At 50.7% G+C, this 15,248-nt stretch carries 14 protein-coding genes and 1 pseudogene; 12 read left to right on the top strand and 3 right to left on the bottom strand.

The genetic code is table 11. From position 1 onward, the window contains the following. The first annotated feature begins 16 nt into the window (after positions 1 to 16). From mnmE to ACTHYN_RS12835, 5 genes are all read left to right on the top strand, one after another. Positions 17 to 1,396 carry a tRNA uridine-5-carboxymethylaminomethyl(34) synthesis GTPase MnmE gene (gene mnmE / locus ACTHYN_RS12855; RefSeq protein ID WP_441808039.1) on the top strand — a complete coding sequence of 460 codons (1,380 nt, stop codon included), beginning with the start codon at positions 17 to 19 and terminating at the stop codon, positions 1,394 to 1,396. A 193-nt stretch (positions 1,397 to 1,589) separates the two neighbouring features. After that, on the top strand, positions 1,590 to 2,462 hold the full coding sequence (locus ACTHYN_RS12850; RefSeq protein WP_441808031.1) for a helix-turn-helix transcriptional regulator: 873 nt from the start codon (positions 1,590 to 1,592) through the stop codon (positions 2,460 to 2,462). 170 nt (positions 2,463 to 2,632) lie between these two features. Beyond that, entirely contained in the window at positions 2,633 to 3,877 is a 1,245-nt protein-coding gene (locus ACTHYN_RS12845) for an MFS transporter (RefSeq protein ID WP_441808032.1), read from the top strand. 79 nt (positions 3,878 to 3,956) lie between these two features. Further along, entirely contained in the window at positions 3,957 to 5,999 is a 2,043-nt protein-coding gene (locus tag ACTHYN_RS12840; protein ID WP_441812829.1) for a TonB-dependent receptor, read from the top strand. Positions 6,000 to 6,107: 108 nt separating this feature from the next. Continuing rightward, the gene (locus ACTHYN_RS12835; protein ID WP_441808034.1) at positions 6,108 to 7,241 is read left to right on the top strand and encodes an SIP domain-containing protein; all 1,134 of its coding nucleotides are present in this window, start codon (positions 6,108 to 6,110) and stop codon (positions 7,239 to 7,241) included. Between the two features lie 131 nt (positions 7,242 to 7,372). Here ACTHYN_RS12835 and ACTHYN_RS12830 read toward each other — a convergent pair whose 3' ends face one another. After that, on the bottom strand, positions 7,373 to 7,450 hold the full coding sequence (locus ACTHYN_RS12830; protein ID WP_441808040.1) for an SEC-C metal-binding domain-containing protein: 78 nt from the start codon (positions 7,448 to 7,450) through the stop codon (positions 7,373 to 7,375). 142 nt (positions 7,451 to 7,592) lie between these two features. On the opposite strand from ACTHYN_RS12830, the gene ACTHYN_RS12825 reads away from it, so the two are divergent. The 3 genes from ACTHYN_RS12825 (at position 7,593) to ACTHYN_RS12815 (ending at position 10,230) form a co-directional block, all read left to right on the top strand. Further along, positions 7,593 to 7,967, top strand: a complete 375-nt coding sequence (locus ACTHYN_RS12825; RefSeq protein ID WP_441808035.1) for a DUF2959 family protein — start codon at positions 7,593 to 7,595, stop codon at positions 7,965 to 7,967. A gap of 231 nt (positions 7,968 to 8,198) precedes the next feature. Then, on the top strand, positions 8,199 to 9,254 hold the full coding sequence (locus ACTHYN_RS12820) for a cytochrome-c peroxidase (RefSeq protein WP_441812828.1): 1,056 nt from the start codon (positions 8,199 to 8,201) through the stop codon (positions 9,252 to 9,254). Positions 9,255 to 9,483: 229 nt separating this feature from the next. Beyond that, complete coding sequence (locus tag ACTHYN_RS12815; protein ID WP_441810410.1) at positions 9,484 to 10,230, top strand: substrate-binding periplasmic protein; 747 nt, start codon at positions 9,484 to 9,486, stop codon at positions 10,228 to 10,230. A 63-nt stretch (positions 10,231 to 10,293) separates the two neighbouring features. Here ACTHYN_RS12815 and ACTHYN_RS12810 read toward each other — a convergent pair whose 3' ends face one another. Together ACTHYN_RS12810 and ACTHYN_RS12805 are read right to left on the bottom strand one after the other, a co-directional pair. Continuing rightward, the gene (locus tag ACTHYN_RS12810; protein ID WP_441812840.1) at positions 10,294 to 10,761 is read right to left on the bottom strand and encodes an acyl-CoA dehydrogenase C-terminal domain-containing protein; all 468 of its coding nucleotides are present in this window, start codon (positions 10,759 to 10,761) and stop codon (positions 10,294 to 10,296) included. A gap of 3 nt (positions 10,762 to 10,764) precedes the next feature. Continuing rightward, positions 10,765 to 10,947, bottom strand: a pseudogene (locus ACTHYN_RS12805) (acyl-CoA dehydrogenase); the annotation flags it as partial. 67 nt (positions 10,948 to 11,014) lie between these two features. Between ACTHYN_RS12805 and ACTHYN_RS12800 the strand changes: the two are divergent. The 4 genes from ACTHYN_RS12800 to ACTHYN_RS12785 are packed head-to-tail and all read left to right on the top strand — an operon-like array spanning position 11,015 to position 15,198. Beyond that, positions 11,015 to 11,254 (top strand): DUF3833 family protein, encoded by a 240-nt coding sequence (locus ACTHYN_RS12800; RefSeq protein ID WP_441812827.1) that lies wholly within the window; start codon positions 11,015 to 11,017, stop codon positions 11,252 to 11,254. Beyond that, positions 11,211 to 11,303 carry a DUF3833 family protein gene (locus ACTHYN_RS12795; protein ID WP_441812826.1) on the top strand — a complete coding sequence of 31 codons (93 nt, stop codon included), beginning with the start codon at positions 11,211 to 11,213 and terminating at the stop codon, positions 11,301 to 11,303. Before ACTHYN_RS12800 ends, ACTHYN_RS12795 begins: the two co-directional genes overlap by 44 nt. A gap of 38 nt (positions 11,304 to 11,341) precedes the next feature. Further along, positions 11,342 to 12,436 carry an efflux RND transporter periplasmic adaptor subunit gene (locus ACTHYN_RS12790; RefSeq protein WP_441812825.1) on the top strand — a complete coding sequence of 365 codons (1,095 nt, stop codon included), beginning with the start codon at positions 11,342 to 11,344 and terminating at the stop codon, positions 12,434 to 12,436. A 2-nt stretch (positions 12,437 to 12,438) separates the two neighbouring features. Then, entirely contained in the window at positions 12,439 to 15,198 is a 2,760-nt protein-coding gene (locus ACTHYN_RS12785; protein ID WP_441812824.1) for an efflux RND transporter permease subunit, read from the top strand. The last annotated feature ends 50 nt before the right edge of the window (positions 15,199 to 15,248 follow it).

Below are 15,248 nucleotides of genomic sequence, written 5' to 3'. Positions count from 1 at the left end.
GTAGGAGGCCCGTATGATGAACCATGCCACCCACGTTCCCGACACCATTGCGGCCATAGCCACGGCTCCTGGTCAGGCCGGGGTAGGTATTGTTCGGGTGTCTGGCCCGCTGGCAAAAGCTATTTCCGTTGCAATGTTAGGGTATACGCCAAAGCCGAGATACGCTCATTACGGAGCATTTTTAGATCAGCAGAACCAGCTCATTGACGAAGGCATTGGACTGTTCTTCCCCAATCCGCATTCTTTTACCGGCGAAGATGTGTTCGAGCTGCAGGGGCACGGTGGCACCGTCATCCTGGATCTGTTGCTGCGAGAGGTTTGTCGACTTGGGGCACGGCTGGCACGCCCTGGTGAGTTCTCGGAACGAGCATTTCTCAACGACAAACTAGATTTGGCTCAGGCTGAAGCCATTGCGGATCTGATTGACAGTAGTTCGGAGCAGGCCGCACGCTGTGCTGTGCGATCTATGCAAGGAGTGTTTTCACGGCGTATCGAAACCCTGGTTGAAGCCGTGACCCATCTGCGGATTTATGTAGAAGCTGCTATAGATTTCCCGGAAGAGGAAATCGACTTTCTGGCAGACGGTAAAGTCGCCACTGATTTGCAAAGTTTGCTGGAACAGCTCCGGGACATACTGGATGAAGCCCAACAGGGCACTATTCTTCGGGATGGCATGAAAGTGGTAATCGCAGGCCGCCCCAATGCCGGCAAATCCAGTCTCCTTAACGCGCTTGCCGGGCGAGAGGCAGCCATAGTAACTGCCATTGAGGGCACTACTCGGGATGTCTTGCGCGAACACATACACATCGATGGCATGCCATTGCATATTATCGACACTGCGGGCCTGCGTGATAGCCCGGATGAAGTGGAACAGATTGGTATTGCCAGGGCTTGGGACGAAATCCGCCACGCGGATCGCATACTGCTCATGGTAGATGCTACCACCACAGATAAAACCACCCCTCATGAAATTTGGCCGGATTTTATTGACCAGTTGCCGGCATCAGCCCCGGTTACGGTGATCCGTAACAAAGTAGACCTGAGCGGAGAAACAGTGGGTATTTCAGAGTTATCCACAGGCCAGGCACCGGTGATACGCCTTGCGGCGAAATCCACTAGTGGCCTGGATGTTCTGCGAGACCACCTAAAACAATGTATGGGCTTTGCCAGTACCACCGAAGGCGGCTTCCTGGCCCGTCGACGGCACTTGGATGCGCTGGAGCGGGCTTTGGACTTACTAATGCAGGGCCAAGCCCAGCTGGAAGGTTATGGTGCGGGTGAGCTGTTGGCTGAAGATATGCGGGCCGCTCAAGATGCGTTGGGAGAAATCACCGGGCAGATCACGCCGGACGAATTGTTGGGCAAGATTTTCGGGTCGTTTTGTATTGGGAAGTGATACCCATTAGCGGTTCTGAGACTATCCGACCCACCAGCGCTCTTTTGTAAGTCGAATCAGTCTGAACTGCTACAATAAAAGAGACCTAAAAGGTAAAGTTATCCTTATTAATTGATAATGATTATCATTAGTGTAGAATCCTGTTCATTAGTACACTAGCGCTTTTATCAGGATCACCATCGTGACATGTTGTTTGGTCGAAAATATTGCTTCCTTCGAACAGTTCAACCTGAATCTAGTTGGACGTAGCTGGGTACGTTTTGTCAATCATTGCTTCAGTGAAGATACGATAATTGAAAATATGCATAGCCCTGGACTTCATATTTCCATGCTGGGAACGTGTCAGGGAGTAACAAAAAATAGTGGTATGGATCCTCTACGGGATTACAGTTACCAGTACATGGTCACGATGGTTGACCAGCCTTGTTTTTCCCAAATGCAGTTCTATCGTGACACCACTTGGCAAACCTTATCCATCATTCTTCCGCTTGATGCTCTTCGCGGAAACATTATGATTCCTGAGTTTCGGGCCAATTTTTCCCATGCTGTTCCCCAGATCCAGCTTGCTGAATTGGGCCCAGTGTCAGGTAACATTCTCCGCTGCTGTGAGGCTGTTTGGAACTGTCCTTTGCAAGGCTTGGAGCGAGGACTGTTTATTCAGGCAAAGGCCCAAGAGGTGTTGGCGTTGTTCCTGCACCAAAAGCATCAGCAGAAAATGATGCCGGACACAGGTCGTTTATCAGAACTGAGCAAGGTGATGAGCTATATTCAGGCAAATCTGGCTCAGGAATGGCGCTTGTCCAAGGTAGCCAGACTGGCAGGCAGTAATCAAACCTATGTGAAGCAAGACATAAAGACACTTGTTGGCCTGAACTTTAGTGACTGGCTCAGGAAAACACGGCTAGAAGTTGCCTGTGAACAGCTGGCTGGTTGTGAATCCATTACCCAAATATCGCTTGATGTGGGTTTCAAAAGTCAGGCGCACTTTGCTACTTCATTCAAGAATGAAATTGGAATTTCACCCAGCGAATATCGCCAATCTCTGGTCCAGAGACAAGTTTCTTAAGATTTTTTGCCAGATCTGAAAATGGCATACCTCTGCACGAAAGATCTCCCTTCTCTTTATCGGTAAATTAATCAGACGTCTGCGGTGATAGCCACCACTCGTCATCGTGCCATCAACGCGAAGCACCGAGTTTCACCTAACGACGACTAGACCTATCGGAGCGCACTAGCATGAATTTTCGTAACTATCCGTGGTGGATGTTGGCCAGCACTTACATCACGCAATACATTGGTCTCGCATTCATTATGTCGGCGGCGATGGCCATATTGCGGCAGCAGGGCATGTCTCTGGACAAGCTTGCGCTAGTGAATCTTGCAGTTCTGCCTTTGGCCGGCAAAGTGCTTTATGCCCCTATCATTGATAAGTATCGGTTGTCATCGCAAGGCACCTATCGCAGTTGGTTGCTGGTGGCTCAATCCAGCATGGTTTTTCTGCTGTTTGTTGCCGGTACATTGGATTTCGAACAACAATTTCCCTTCGTGCTGGGTGTTCTTGCATTGTATGTTTTTGCTGTGAGCATTCAGGATGTAGCGGTAGACGGTTTGTCCTGCAAACTGTTTGATGCCGAGTCGCGGAAGTTCGCCAACAGTGTTCAGTTTTCCGGAAATCTGCTTGGCAACATTATCGGTGGCGGGCTGATTCTCACGTTTTATCCCAGCTTGCTTTGGCGGGGTTCCTTGTGGTTGTTGGCAGGTCTTACCTGTATATCCCTTCTACAGATACTGCTCTATCGTGAGCCCGAGGAAAACTCAAGCCATAGTGGAAACACTCCGCAAAGCACCACTCTGTGGTTGGATATCAAGTTGTTTTTATCACAACAAAAACGCTGGTTTCTAATCATGGCGCTTTATCCTATCGGGTCTACTTGTGGCTTCGCCTTGCTCAACCCTCTTCTGGTCGATAGTGGTTGGCAGTTAGACAAGATAGGGTTCGTGCTCAAAATCTACGGTTCTGTTGTTGGTTTGCTTTCCGCTTTGTTCGCTGCCCCCTTGATTGGCTGTATGGGCCGGATCAATGCTTTGATTAGTGTCGTCCTGCTTCAGGCGTTTGCCTTGTTGCTCGTGATACCCATTGCTCTGGGGTATACCACCGAACTCTGGGTCTATGCCGCCGTTACCGTGCATTTTCTGGCGTTTCCCGCCCTGTTGGTGGTGACTTCCACCATCATTATGGATAAAGCAGCGTTGACTAACCGCAAGGCGACATTTTTTACGCTTCAGTTCAGCTTTGCTTCAATGCTCGGATTTGCCTATTCAGCAGCAAGTCTAGCGCTGGCAAAACACGTTGGTTACAGCACTGTTGTTATTGCAGGTACTGTTTTTACCGCAGGAGTTGCGGTTCTAGTCTGGCTGATGCGGGAGCAGACAACCGCCATCGATACCTTAGACACCTTTGGCTTGCAAGAACATTCTTAACACGGACCACCTGCCAAGACCACGCCGGATAAACGACCAGATACCAAGCCCTACAGAGCTACCAAGGAATAAACGCACTATGAACAGAAAGTTTATTGGAAACATTGATTGCTCAATAAAAGCACCTTTATGGTTTACCTTTTCATTGCTTGGCTTATCAGGCTTTATTTTGGCACCTTCGGTCAGGGCTGATGCGGTGACTCTGGATACTTTGGTTGTCACCGGCGAGAAAATCGAAAAGTCGATAAAAGACACCAGTACCGCAGTAACCGTCTTTACAGAGGATCGGGTGGATTCCGGCGATTTCAGTGTAACGCAAGAAGTTGTGACACAAACACCCAATGTGGTGACTGACTCCTTTGGCAATATCTCCATCCGGGGTATGTCTGGAGGCGGGGCAGCCAACGGGGGGGCAGCTTTGATTACCGGATCGCGGGCACGTGTTACCACAGTGATTGATGGTAGTACTCAGGATTGGTCCGGGTACAACTTCACGCCGGAATTTCTATGGGATGTAAGACAGGTTGAAGTGCTGAGGGGGCCCCAATCGACAGCACAAGGGCCGAGTGCGATTGCGGGCGCGGTTGTGATCACCACAAATGATCCCGTTTTCAAGAAAGAAGCCGCACTGAGAACTGGCCTGGAAAGCTACAAGAACGGCAATTTGAAATATCAGCTTTCGGCTATGACCTCCGGTCCAATTATTGACGAAACCCTAGCATACCGACTGGCGATTCATGGTAACAAAGGCGAGGGCTGGTTGAACTATGAAGCAGCGGATTTCAACGTTCCTGATCTGGACGAATCTGAAAGCCTGAATGTGCGAGGTAAACTACTGTGGCTGCCCTCCAGCCTACCCAATTTGTCTGCAAAAATGACGTTGACTCACCACAAGAATGAGGGTGAACACGCAAGCTTTGCCAGCAACACAGATGAGGGTATCCGGACGCAAACCCTAGATATTACGTCTGCTGCCGCCCGCCTTCAGGATTCCGAAGAAACTGCAGCGGCATTGGATATTGATTACCAGATCAGTGAGGGCATCACCAGTGTGCTTCATCTTAATCACATCCGCTCGGATATCTACGCGAATGGCTACATGGCGTCAAATGTCTTCAACTATGACATTGATCAGAAAAGTACAGCGATTGAAAACAGGGTTGTACTTAACCGGCCATCATCTGCCGTAACGGGTGTTATTGGCCTTTTTGCGGCCAGAAAAACCTCCAGCATTTTCGCAACGCAGGGCCCGGTGACCATTGATACCGATTATACAACCAATACCACGGCTGCGTTCGGCGAAGGAACCTACGCTTTTTCACCCTCTACATCAGCGACGGTAGGGCTGCGTATCGAGAATGAAAAAATCGACAAAACAGGGTCTCTACTCGCCAGCGGACCACTGCAGCAGGATTCAGATGAAACCTATTATCTGCCCAAACTGGGATTGATGCAGGGTGTTTCCGACTCTACCACTTTGGGTTTTACCGTTAGGAAAGGGTATAGCCCGGGTGGTTCCGGGATTACGTTTGATGGGGATGTATATACTTACGATAGTGAGGAAGTAACGTCTTATGAGTTGAGTAGCAAAAGCGAGTTTGGAGAGGGCGCCGCGCTTTATGCAAGCCTGTTCTACAATAAGTACGACGACTATCAGGCGTTGTCCGGTCTCGCTCTGTTTAACGTCGATCAGTCCCATATCTATGGGGCTGAACTGGAAGCCAGTATCTGGCCCACTAATAGCCTTGAACTCACAGGTTCTGTAGGAATCCTGAAGAGCAAGATTGATGCTCATGACACTTTTGAAGGTAATGAGCTGCCCAGTGTACCTGATTCCAACCTGCGTATCGGACTGACACAGTTTATCGGTAATGCATGGTCTGTCGGAGCAGATATCTCCTATGTCGGAAAATATTATTCCGAGCTCGATAATGATCACTCAGCTAAGGTGGGTGATGTCGTGATTACGGATCTGCGCGCTCAGTATCAGAAGGGTGATTTTACGGTGGATGCGTACGTCAAAAACCTTGCTGATGAACATGCTGTGTATTACCGCGTGGGTGCACTTGCTACGGTAGGTCAGACGCGCACTGTCGGTCTGAGCATGACCTATCGCATGTAGGCTTTCATTTCCGGGGAAAACAAGGGCTGTTGTCAACCGCCTTTGTTTTTCACCGATCACATTCCATTGTTTCCGATACCTTTTTGCTGACTATAGAGCCCTATAACCATGCGCATACCTGTTGGTGATGTTGATCACAAGCTCGACGTTATTGATCACGTAAATCAGGATCACACCGAAGAACTTATGGCCATTGCCCGGGGCTACTATCTTCAGGGTAGTGTTCAATCTGCAAAGCTTAGTGATATTTTCGAGGATGGCGTTGAACTGGAGATACACAGAGAAACAGACAGAATTCCTGAATTGCTGTTCGTGCCCTTTGAAATTGATGGCAGTCTGGAAGACAAGATTCTTTACCTTGCCTTTGCCGCTGTTGTTAAACAGGGAAGGGACTTCGGAGGCTCGGGACGACGCTTTTTTGAAGTTATTGCCAAACAGGACGTTACAGAGAACATCGCCCGTCTGACCATCCATTCAACCAGCCCGTTGCCTGATTACTATCCTGGCTATGCGTACGCATTCTTACTCAAAAGTGTATCCAAGAGGCCCGCTAAGGCAAGTTCCGAAAATGGCAAAAAGACCTGGTCCAAAAACCTTATTGATCGAGGTTTTATATGGTTACTGAAGCACTTGTCGGGTAAAAACAGGCAAAAGCTTCTGGAGAGCGCCAATAAGGACATACGCCTTTATACTTTGCGTAAGTCGTGGAAAAGTCAGAGCTCGGCCTTCGCAGATCAGGGTTATATCGACATTTTCAAACACGGTGACACGCGGGGAAGCCAGTGGATTAGAGAACTGTGTGTGGGGGACATTATCCAGAGTCGTTCAGAAACCCCAGACAGGCACCCACATTTGAGTGAAGGAAAAGCGACCCTGATAGCGGATGAAACTGCGTATCCCGCACTTGCGGGAATACTGGAACATTGGCAAAACAAGATTCCACCCAACATTATTTTATTAAGCAAGGATAAAGCTGATCAGGACTATTTTGGTGAGGGTTTTGTTCTTGGAACGGCTGCCGTACATCGAGTGATATGCCCGGTAGACAAACAGGGAAGCGAAACTTTGCGGATTCTGGAGACTATCGAACAAATTGATGTGGTGTGGGCCGCGCTTGAATCTGCATCAGCAAAAATGATCAGGCGTTATCTGCGTAGTGAGCGTCAGATTCCCGGAAAGCACAATCACACGAAGGCTTATTGGGCTTTGAAATCCAGACGTGGGCAAGATCCGGAAGTATGATTTTTGCGGGCACACCAACCCGTCAACGCGAGAGAGCATATTCCGAGTAGAAAATTTGGTTACTGTAGCAATCTACTGGTTCTTCAGTTCTACTTCAGGGGCAGCACCTGAGGCTCTGCACGTTGTGTTTTTCACTGGAAAGTGAACCAAAAACCTGACAAACAACACGTCTTAAACTTCCTGCCGCTACCACAGGGGCAGTGTGGGATAGTAGTTTACTCTGGCATTGATTCGTAGCGTTTGCGTCAGGGATTGATTTAAACCATGTTTATCGAAACCACTAGAGCTTCTGTATTCACCCAGCTAACCGGCTTATTTTGTCTTGTGCTGGCACTCAGTGGGTGCAGTTCAATGTATTACAGTACGATGGAAAAGTTTGGCGTTGAAAAACGCGATATTCTGGTGGAAAGAGTGGGGGATGCCAGAGATTCCCAGAGTGATGTCCGCGAAACGTTTCGATCGTCTCTGGAGCAGTTTCAGAGCGTGGTGGGCACGCCGGAAACCACGCTACAAGAAAAATATGAAGTCATCAGTAATGCTTATGATGGTAGCCTCAACTCGTCAAATAAGGTACAGGATCGTATCGAGGCGGTTGAAAATGTATCCGAAGTCTTGTTTAACGAGTGGGAAAATGAACCGGATCTGTACGAAAGTGCCTCACTTAGGAAAACCAGTAAGCGCAGGCTAGATGAAACCCGCAAGCTATACAGCAGCTTGATTACCTGAATGTATCAGGTTGAAAAGAGTACGGATCCCGTGCTGGAAGCATTTATACAGCGGTTTCGTGAATAACGCGTTTGAGGCTTGAGCTAATAAAACCAAGTGTTGAATTCCTGAATTTGACGGTCGTCAATTTTGCTGCACGTAATGTTGCCTGCCGCGCTCCTTTTATTTACAAACGTTAATCTTCTGATAGTTTGAGATGTAGTAACTACCCGCAAATGAGAGAGCAGAAAAATGAAACGGCAAACACTTAAATTGGCTATTGCTGTCAGTCTGGGTATTACTGCAGGAGCCGCAATGGCGGCGGACTTGCAGGATCGTGCGCGGGAAATGTTTTCGGCGATACCCCAGTACCCACCGGTTATTGATGGCAATGAGTTGACCGAAGCAAAACTTGAGCTTGGCAAAATGCTATTTTTCGAGCCACGCTTGTCTGCAAGCCACCTGATTTCCTGCAATACCTGCCATAACGTAGGCATGGGTGGGCACGACTACCTTCCCGTTTCTATTGGCCACGGTTGGCAGAAGGGGCCACGAAACTCGCCTACAGTGTTCAACGCTGTTTTTAATGCCGCCCAGTTCTGGGATGGCAGGGCGGCGGACCTTGCGGAGCAGGCGAAAGGGCCAGTTCAGGCGGGCGTAGAGATGAGCAGCACGCCGGAGCGTGTTGTAAAAACACTGTCCAGTATGCCAGCTTATGTTGAGAAGTTTGGCCAAGCCTTTCCCGGTGAGGATGACCCGGTAACTTTCAATAATATGGCTGTAGCGATTGAGGCCTATGAAGCAACGCTGATTACGCCGGATGCCAATTTTGACAAATTCCTGCGCGGTGATAAAACAGCCTTGAATGAGCAGGAACAGGGAGGTTTGGCGCTGTTTATGGATAAGGGCTGTGTGGCCTGCCACGCTGGCGTTAACCTAGGCGGTCAGGCTTACTATCCGTTTGGTCTGGTGACCAAACCTGGTGCCGACATTCTGCCTACCGGCGACAAAGGCCGTTTTGCGGTGACTTCCACCGCTTCTGATGAGTATGTATTTAGGGCATCACCTCTGCGGAACATCGAGCTGACAGCGCCTTATTTCCACTCTGGTGCAGTTTGGAGTCTGGAAGAAGCTGTTGCTGTTATGGGTACTGCTCAGTTGGGTGCAGAACTGAATGATGGGGAAGTTAAGTCTATCACTGCTTTCCTGAAAACCCTGACCGGAAAAATTCCGGAAGTACGGTATCCCGAGCTGCCACCAAGCACCGACGATACCCCGAAACCAGAATCCATGGTCGTGCCGCAGTGATCTTAGCAGTGACTTAAAGCCTGTCTGGCTCTGTTATTCCGAACCCTGCTTATTCGGGGTAACAGAGCCATTCGTAACCCGGCCATATCCACTCTCCGAATGCTGCTTTACATAACGATACACCATTAAATACAAACTCTAAGCGCCTTCAACTACACTCCGATTTAACATTATCTTAAATTGAATGTTTGTCTGTGCGTCGGAACGTGGTTTTAAAGGAGACTTTTCCATGCATTTCATTTCTTTAATTGTCTTGGCAATGCTCTCGTTTTTTAGCTCCGAGCAAGTGCTTGCAGCGGAAAGGCTGTATATCTATACCGAGAATTTCCCACCCTACAATATGAGCACCCAAGGCCGCGCGTTCGAGCATAGCGCGGACAATATTGATGGCATTTGCACGGAAAGGGCGAAAGCGGTTCTGAATAAGTCTGGTCTCGATTACCGGATCAAACTGCGCAATTGGAATTACGGCTATAACCGTGCCTTGAATAAAGCCAATCACGGTATCTTTTGCACCACCTATACGGAGGAGCGGGCGCCCATGTTTAAGTGGGTGGGGCCATTGGCACAGAACCTGTGGACTGTTTTTGCAGCCCCGGGAAGCACCTTTACCATGGACAAGCTTGAGGATGCCAAAGGCAAAACCATCGGGGGGTATCGCAACGATGTCAGGAGCGAGTACCTTCTAAAGCGCGGTTATGAGATGTCTGTAATCGAAAGTGACGATCTCAATCCGAAGCGCTTGGCGCTGGGCCAGATTGATCTATGGATTGCAGAACGTCTTGGAGGGCCATATCTGGCCTCTCAGCAGGATATCGAAGGATTGGTTCCGGTGTTTTCGTTCAACGACGTTGATTTGTATTTGGCCATGAGCCCGGATACCCCTGATGAGGTTATTGAAGACCTCAACAAGGCGCTCGCAGCCGTCAAAGATAATGGAACCTATGATGCAATTGGGACCAAGTACGGCCTTTAATTGTTGAGCACGTGATAAAAAATCCTGGGTAGAAGCTACCCGGGACATAAAGCACCGGATATTTTATCCGGTGAAGGCCATGTCATCCGCATGCAGTTGCATTAGGTTCTTGCTGGGGCTGAGCATAGTGCTGGCGTGGGCGTGGGCGTGGGCTCTAGGCAACAGCCGCTCATAGTAAAATTCCGCTGTGGCCAGCTTGGCTTTATAGAATGCCTCTGATTCATCGCCCCCGTTATCCAAACGATCCGCAGCCACCGCGGCTTGCCGCGCCCACATATAAGCCATGGTCACGTAACCGCTATACATCAGGAAATCGTAAGAAGCGGAGCTAACAACGTCGCGATCCTTGCGCGCGGCAAGCATGATCCGCACGGTAAGCAGATTCCACTGGCCCGTTAACTTCAGTAGCTCAAGTGCAAATGGACGTAACCGGCTGTCGGTCAGCTGCTTACGGGCAAAGTTGGCGACCCGGGCCGTAAATTCACGAACGGCGCCCCCCTTGGTGTTTAACAGTACTTTGCGACCAAGCAAGTCCAGCGCCTGAATGCCGGTGCCGATTCGTGCGGTATTCATAAAGGTGAACATGCACTCTAGGCCCTTATTCTCTGGGCCGATCAGATAACCGGTTGAGTCATCGAAGTTCATTACACAGGTTGCGGAGGCCTTGATACCCATTTTCTTTTCCAGGCTGCCACAGCTAACTCTGTGGGCTTCACCTAAGCTGCCGTCTTTATGGTGCCGGCCAAGCGGCCTTCAGTCATGGCCGCAAGATAGTGTAAAAAAAATGCAAAACCTGTGTCTTGTGATTCCCAAAGCCGGCCGGCACTCTATACTCTTGCTGGAATTGGCGTTAATGCTGTTGAGTGGCTGCTCCGGACCCGCGCTGATCGACTACGCAGAGCGTGGCCCCAAGCTGGTTCCTGAGCAATTTTTCAGCGGTGAACTTACTGCCCGCGGAGTGGTCAAGGACATGTCTGGTGATGTCCAGACCCGACACCTTGATCAATCAAACCACCATGAGTAAGTGGGGTATTGATGTCGGTGAGATCGTTCTGGTTATCCAGAAACGGTAAAAAGTATCTAATCAAATCTGATGGGCAGTGGAAGATCTATGTGGAAGCAATGGCTAATTGGACTGGTACTGGTTGTTGTCGCCGCAGGGGCTGCGTTCACTTACCGTTCAATAGATAGTGACAATGCGGCACAAAGCGATCGCGAACGGCCTGCCAGTGTCGTCAATACGCAGACTCCCGAGCTGGATACCGTGCGCGATGTGGTTACAGCAGTTGGTAATCTGAAAGCTGTGAACGCGGTGGAGTTGACCACTGAGATCAGCGGGCGCGCGGTGGCACTTAATCTTAAAACGGGCCGTCGCATTGAGCAGGGCGATGTCCTTCTACGACTTGATGATCGCCAAGCGAAGGCCGATCTCAGAGTGATTGAGGCCCAGTTAGCCGATGCCCGCCGAAAGTTGGAGCGCGCCCAAAGCCTCCGATCCAGCAATAGTGTTTCCCAGTCTCAGGTGGATGAACTGCGTACAGCCGTTGATGTTGGAGACGCTCAGCGCCAGGCAGCTCAGGTGCGTTTGGAAAACCATCGGATTGAAGCATCGTTTGCAGGTATTGTGGGTCTGAGTGATATCAGCATTGGCGCCTACGTTACTGCCGGTACGACTATTGCCACACTCGATAATACGGAGCGCATGGAGCTTAACTTTGCGGTTCCCGAACGGTTTTTGGGGCAGATTAATCTGGGCCAGCAGGTACTTGGTACTTCACCAGCTTTCCCTGATATCGAGTTTTCTGGAGAGCTTACTGAGCTGGGCGCCCGCATTAATGTACTTAGCCGAACTCTTCCCGTGCGGGCACTGCTAGATAATCCCGATGGCAAGTTGCGCCCCGGGCAGTTTATCTCAGCAGCGTTGACACTGCAGGAGCGGCAAGCATTGGTGATTCCTGAGCAAGCGGTGATGATGCGCGGCGATGAAAAATATGTGTTTATTGCCGAGGACGGTGTCGCGAGACGTATTTCCGTGGTTCTCGGCTCAAGAATGCCAGGTGCTGTGGAAGTGGTTGAAGGCCTGACTCGGGCCGACGCCGTGATTGTTACAGGGCAGGACCGTCTCAGCAGTGGTAACCGCATCCGGGTAGAAGATAAGGACAATGCCATACCGGATAACCGCTTTGCCCAGTCCACGGGTTCCTGACCGTGATTCTTTCCGATGTTTCCATAAAGCGCCCCGTTTTTGCAACGGTTCTCAGTTTGCTGATTGTTGTGTTTGGTCTGGCTGCTCTGATTGGCCTGCCGGTGCGTGAGTACCCGGACATTGATCCGCCGATAGTGTCTATTTCTACCAACTACACAGGCGCTGCAGCAGAAGTTGTAGATACGCAAATCACTCAGGTGATCGAAGGGGCGATCAGCGGGATTGAAGGTATTCGATCTATCGACTCGTCTACCGAGCAGGGTGAATCACGAACCAGCATAGAGTTTTCCACATCCCGGGATGTGGATATCGCAGCCAATGACGTTCGCGATGCCGTTTCCCGGGTTGCGAACGAACTTCCCGATGAAGCGGATCCGCCGGTAGTCAGTAAGGCGAATTCCGATGCCCGTCCGATGATGTGGGTAACCCTGCAAAGTGATGTCTGGGACGCGGCTGAGCTGAGCGACTTTGCAGATCGGGTTCTGGCGGATCGGTTTTCCGTTCTGGACGGGGTCGCAGACATACGTATTGGCGGTGAACGACGTTATGCCATTCGGGTTTGGCTTGACAGAGAAAGGCTGGCGGCCAGAAATATCACGGTGGCGGAGGTGGAAAGAGCCCTGCGCTCCAACAATGTAGAGTTGCCGGCAGGCTCAATCGACTCTTCCACCAGAAACTTCACAGTTCGGGCCGAAGGCCGACTAACCTCAGTTGAAGAGTTTCGCAATCTTGTCATCCGCAGAGATAACAACGACTTGCTGCGCCTGGGCGAGGTTGCCAACGTTCAGATGGGGGTAGAATCCGACGTAGGCCGTCTTCGTGCCAACGGCAAAACGGCCATCGGTATGGGGATTATCCGCCAGTCCAAAGCCAACACAGTCGCGGTGTCTGATGGTGTTCAGGCAGAACTGAAGAACATTCGTGAAACCCTGCCGCCGGAAGTCACGATCGCCGAGAGCTATGACGAATCCATTTTTATCCGGGCTTCAATCAAGGAAGTGGTCATAACGCTTGCGATTGCCGTGTCTTTGGTGATTCTCGTGATTTTCCTTTTTCTACGCTCCTGGCGGGCCACCTTGATTCCAGCCGTGACTATTCCGGTCTCGGTTATCGGCGCTTTTATAGGCCTGGGGTTCCTGGGTTTTTCGATCAACGTATTGACGCTGTTGGCGGTGATTCTGGCCATTGGCTTGGTTGTAGACGATGCTATCGTGATGCTGGAGAACATCCAGCGCCGAATAGACGAGGGTGAGCCGCCGCTGTTGGCCTCATATCGCGGCGCCAAACAAGTCGCTTTCGCCGTTATCGCCACGACGTTGACGCTGGTGGCGGTGTTTGTGCCCATTTCGTTCATGGGGGGCAATATTGGCCGCCTGTTTGCAGAATTTGGCTTTACGCTCGCGGCTGCCGTGGTGGTGTCCAGTCTGGTCGCGCTTACATTGGCGCCCATGCTGTGTTCGAAATGGCTCAGGCATAGCCCGGAAACGTTAGAAGGGCATCGCCTGTGGGCGGCCAGCGAAAACGTTTTGAATGGCCTGACCAATGGATACCAACGGCTTTTGCGTTTCTCCCTGAATCAGCCTGGTTTATTGCTAGGCCTTGGTTTTGTGGGGTTGATTGTTGCCGTCGTGATTTATCCCAAGCTGCCTCAGGAGCTTGCGCCTACAGAAGATCGTGGCGTTATTATCATGCCTGTCAGCGCGCCCCGGGGAGCGACTGTAGAGTTCACGGATCATTATGTACGTAAAGCAGAGGCGCAGCTGTTGCCTTACCTTGAGTCCGGCGCCGCGGGTCGCCTGCTCTCCATCGTCGGGTTCCGGAACGAAGAAGATAACGCCTTCATGATCATGGGTTTGGCGCCCTGGGAAGAGAGGGACATCAAGCAGCAACAGATCACCAACGAACTGCGGGGCAAACTAAGCCAGGTTGCCGGTGTCCGGGTTGTACCGGTGAATCCTCCGGGGTTGGGGCAAAGAGGATTCAGCCAACCTGTGGAATTTGTCATCGCCGGCCCAGATTACGAATCGGTTCAGGCCTGGAGTGAGGAAATTGTTGAGCGGGCCAAGGAAAACCCGGATCTACTGAATCTGGAAACCGATTTTGAGCTCACCCGCCCTGAACTGCGCCTGACCATTGATCGTGAGCGTGCAGCCGATCTGGACATAACGGTTGAGGATGTAGGCCTGACCCTGCAAACCATGCTTGCGTCCCGGCAGGTAACAACGTATCTCGATCGTGGTCGTGAATACGATGTGATCATGCAGGCGGCTGATGCTGACCGTGCCACCCCGGCCGACCTTGGGCAGATTTTTTTGCGACCACGAGAAGGTGGCGCACTCATTCCTCTTCAAGCATTGGTATCCGTTGAAGAAGTTGGTGCCAACCCGGATCTACGGCGGATTGATCGGCTTCCGGCTGTGATCATAAGTGCCTCTCTGGCCGATGGTTATGACCTTGGTTCTGCCCTGACGTATTTGAACAATCTGTCTGTGGATAATCTGCCACCGGAGGCACGAGTGAGCTATCGGGGATTATCCCGGGAGTTTCAGGAATCATCCTCTGCTATTTACGTTACCTTCGGGTTGGCTTTTATTATTGTGTTCCTGGTACTGGCGGCCCAGTTTGAAAGCTGGATTCACCCGCTGATCATTATGTTGCCGGTGCCCCTGGCCTTAACCGGCGCATTAATAGCCCTGTGGTGGGCTGGCATTAGCCTGAACATTTACAGCCAAATAGGGATCATCATGCTACTGGGGTCGTGAATTCAGATAATAACTGCAGCACTTTGGTGTAACCAGGTAGAGGTGGGAGG

The organism is Marinobacter sp. (assembly GCF_052091845.1).
In the GTDB taxonomy this organism is placed as follows: domain Bacteria; phylum Pseudomonadota; class Gammaproteobacteria; order Pseudomonadales; family Oleiphilaceae; genus Marinobacter.
Note: the sequence above shows the minus strand (reverse complement) of the source record. Positions and strands in the feature narration are given on the sequence as shown.

Coding starts and splice junctions, on each gene's coding strand:
- mnmE (WP_441808039.1), top strand. CDS start 17: ATGAACCATGCCACCCACGTTCCCGACACCATTGCGGCCATAGCCACG.
- ACTHYN_RS12845 (WP_441808032.1), top strand. CDS start 2,633: ATGAATTTTCGTAACTATCCGTGGTGGATGTTGGCCAGCACTTACATC.
- ACTHYN_RS12840 (WP_441812829.1), top strand. CDS start 3,957: ATGAACAGAAAGTTTATTGGAAACATTGATTGCTCAATAAAAGCACCT.
- ACTHYN_RS12835 (WP_441808034.1), top strand. CDS start 6,108: ATGCGCATACCTGTTGGTGATGTTGATCACAAGCTCGACGTTATTGAT.
- ACTHYN_RS12825 (WP_441808035.1), top strand. CDS start 7,593: ATGTATTACAGTACGATGGAAAAGTTTGGCGTTGAAAAACGCGATATT.
- ACTHYN_RS12820 (WP_441812828.1), top strand. CDS start 8,199: ATGAAACGGCAAACACTTAAATTGGCTATTGCTGTCAGTCTGGGTATT.
- ACTHYN_RS12815 (WP_441810410.1), top strand. CDS start 9,484: ATGCATTTCATTTCTTTAATTGTCTTGGCAATGCTCTCGTTTTTTAGC.
- ACTHYN_RS12800 (WP_441812827.1), top strand. CDS start 11,015: ATGCAAAACCTGTGTCTTGTGATTCCCAAAGCCGGCCGGCACTCTATA.
- ACTHYN_RS12795 (WP_441812826.1), top strand. CDS start 11,211: ATGTCCAGACCCGACACCTTGATCAATCAAACCACCATGAGTAAGTGG.
- ACTHYN_RS12790 (WP_441812825.1), top strand. CDS start 11,342: ATGTGGAAGCAATGGCTAATTGGACTGGTACTGGTTGTTGTCGCCGCA.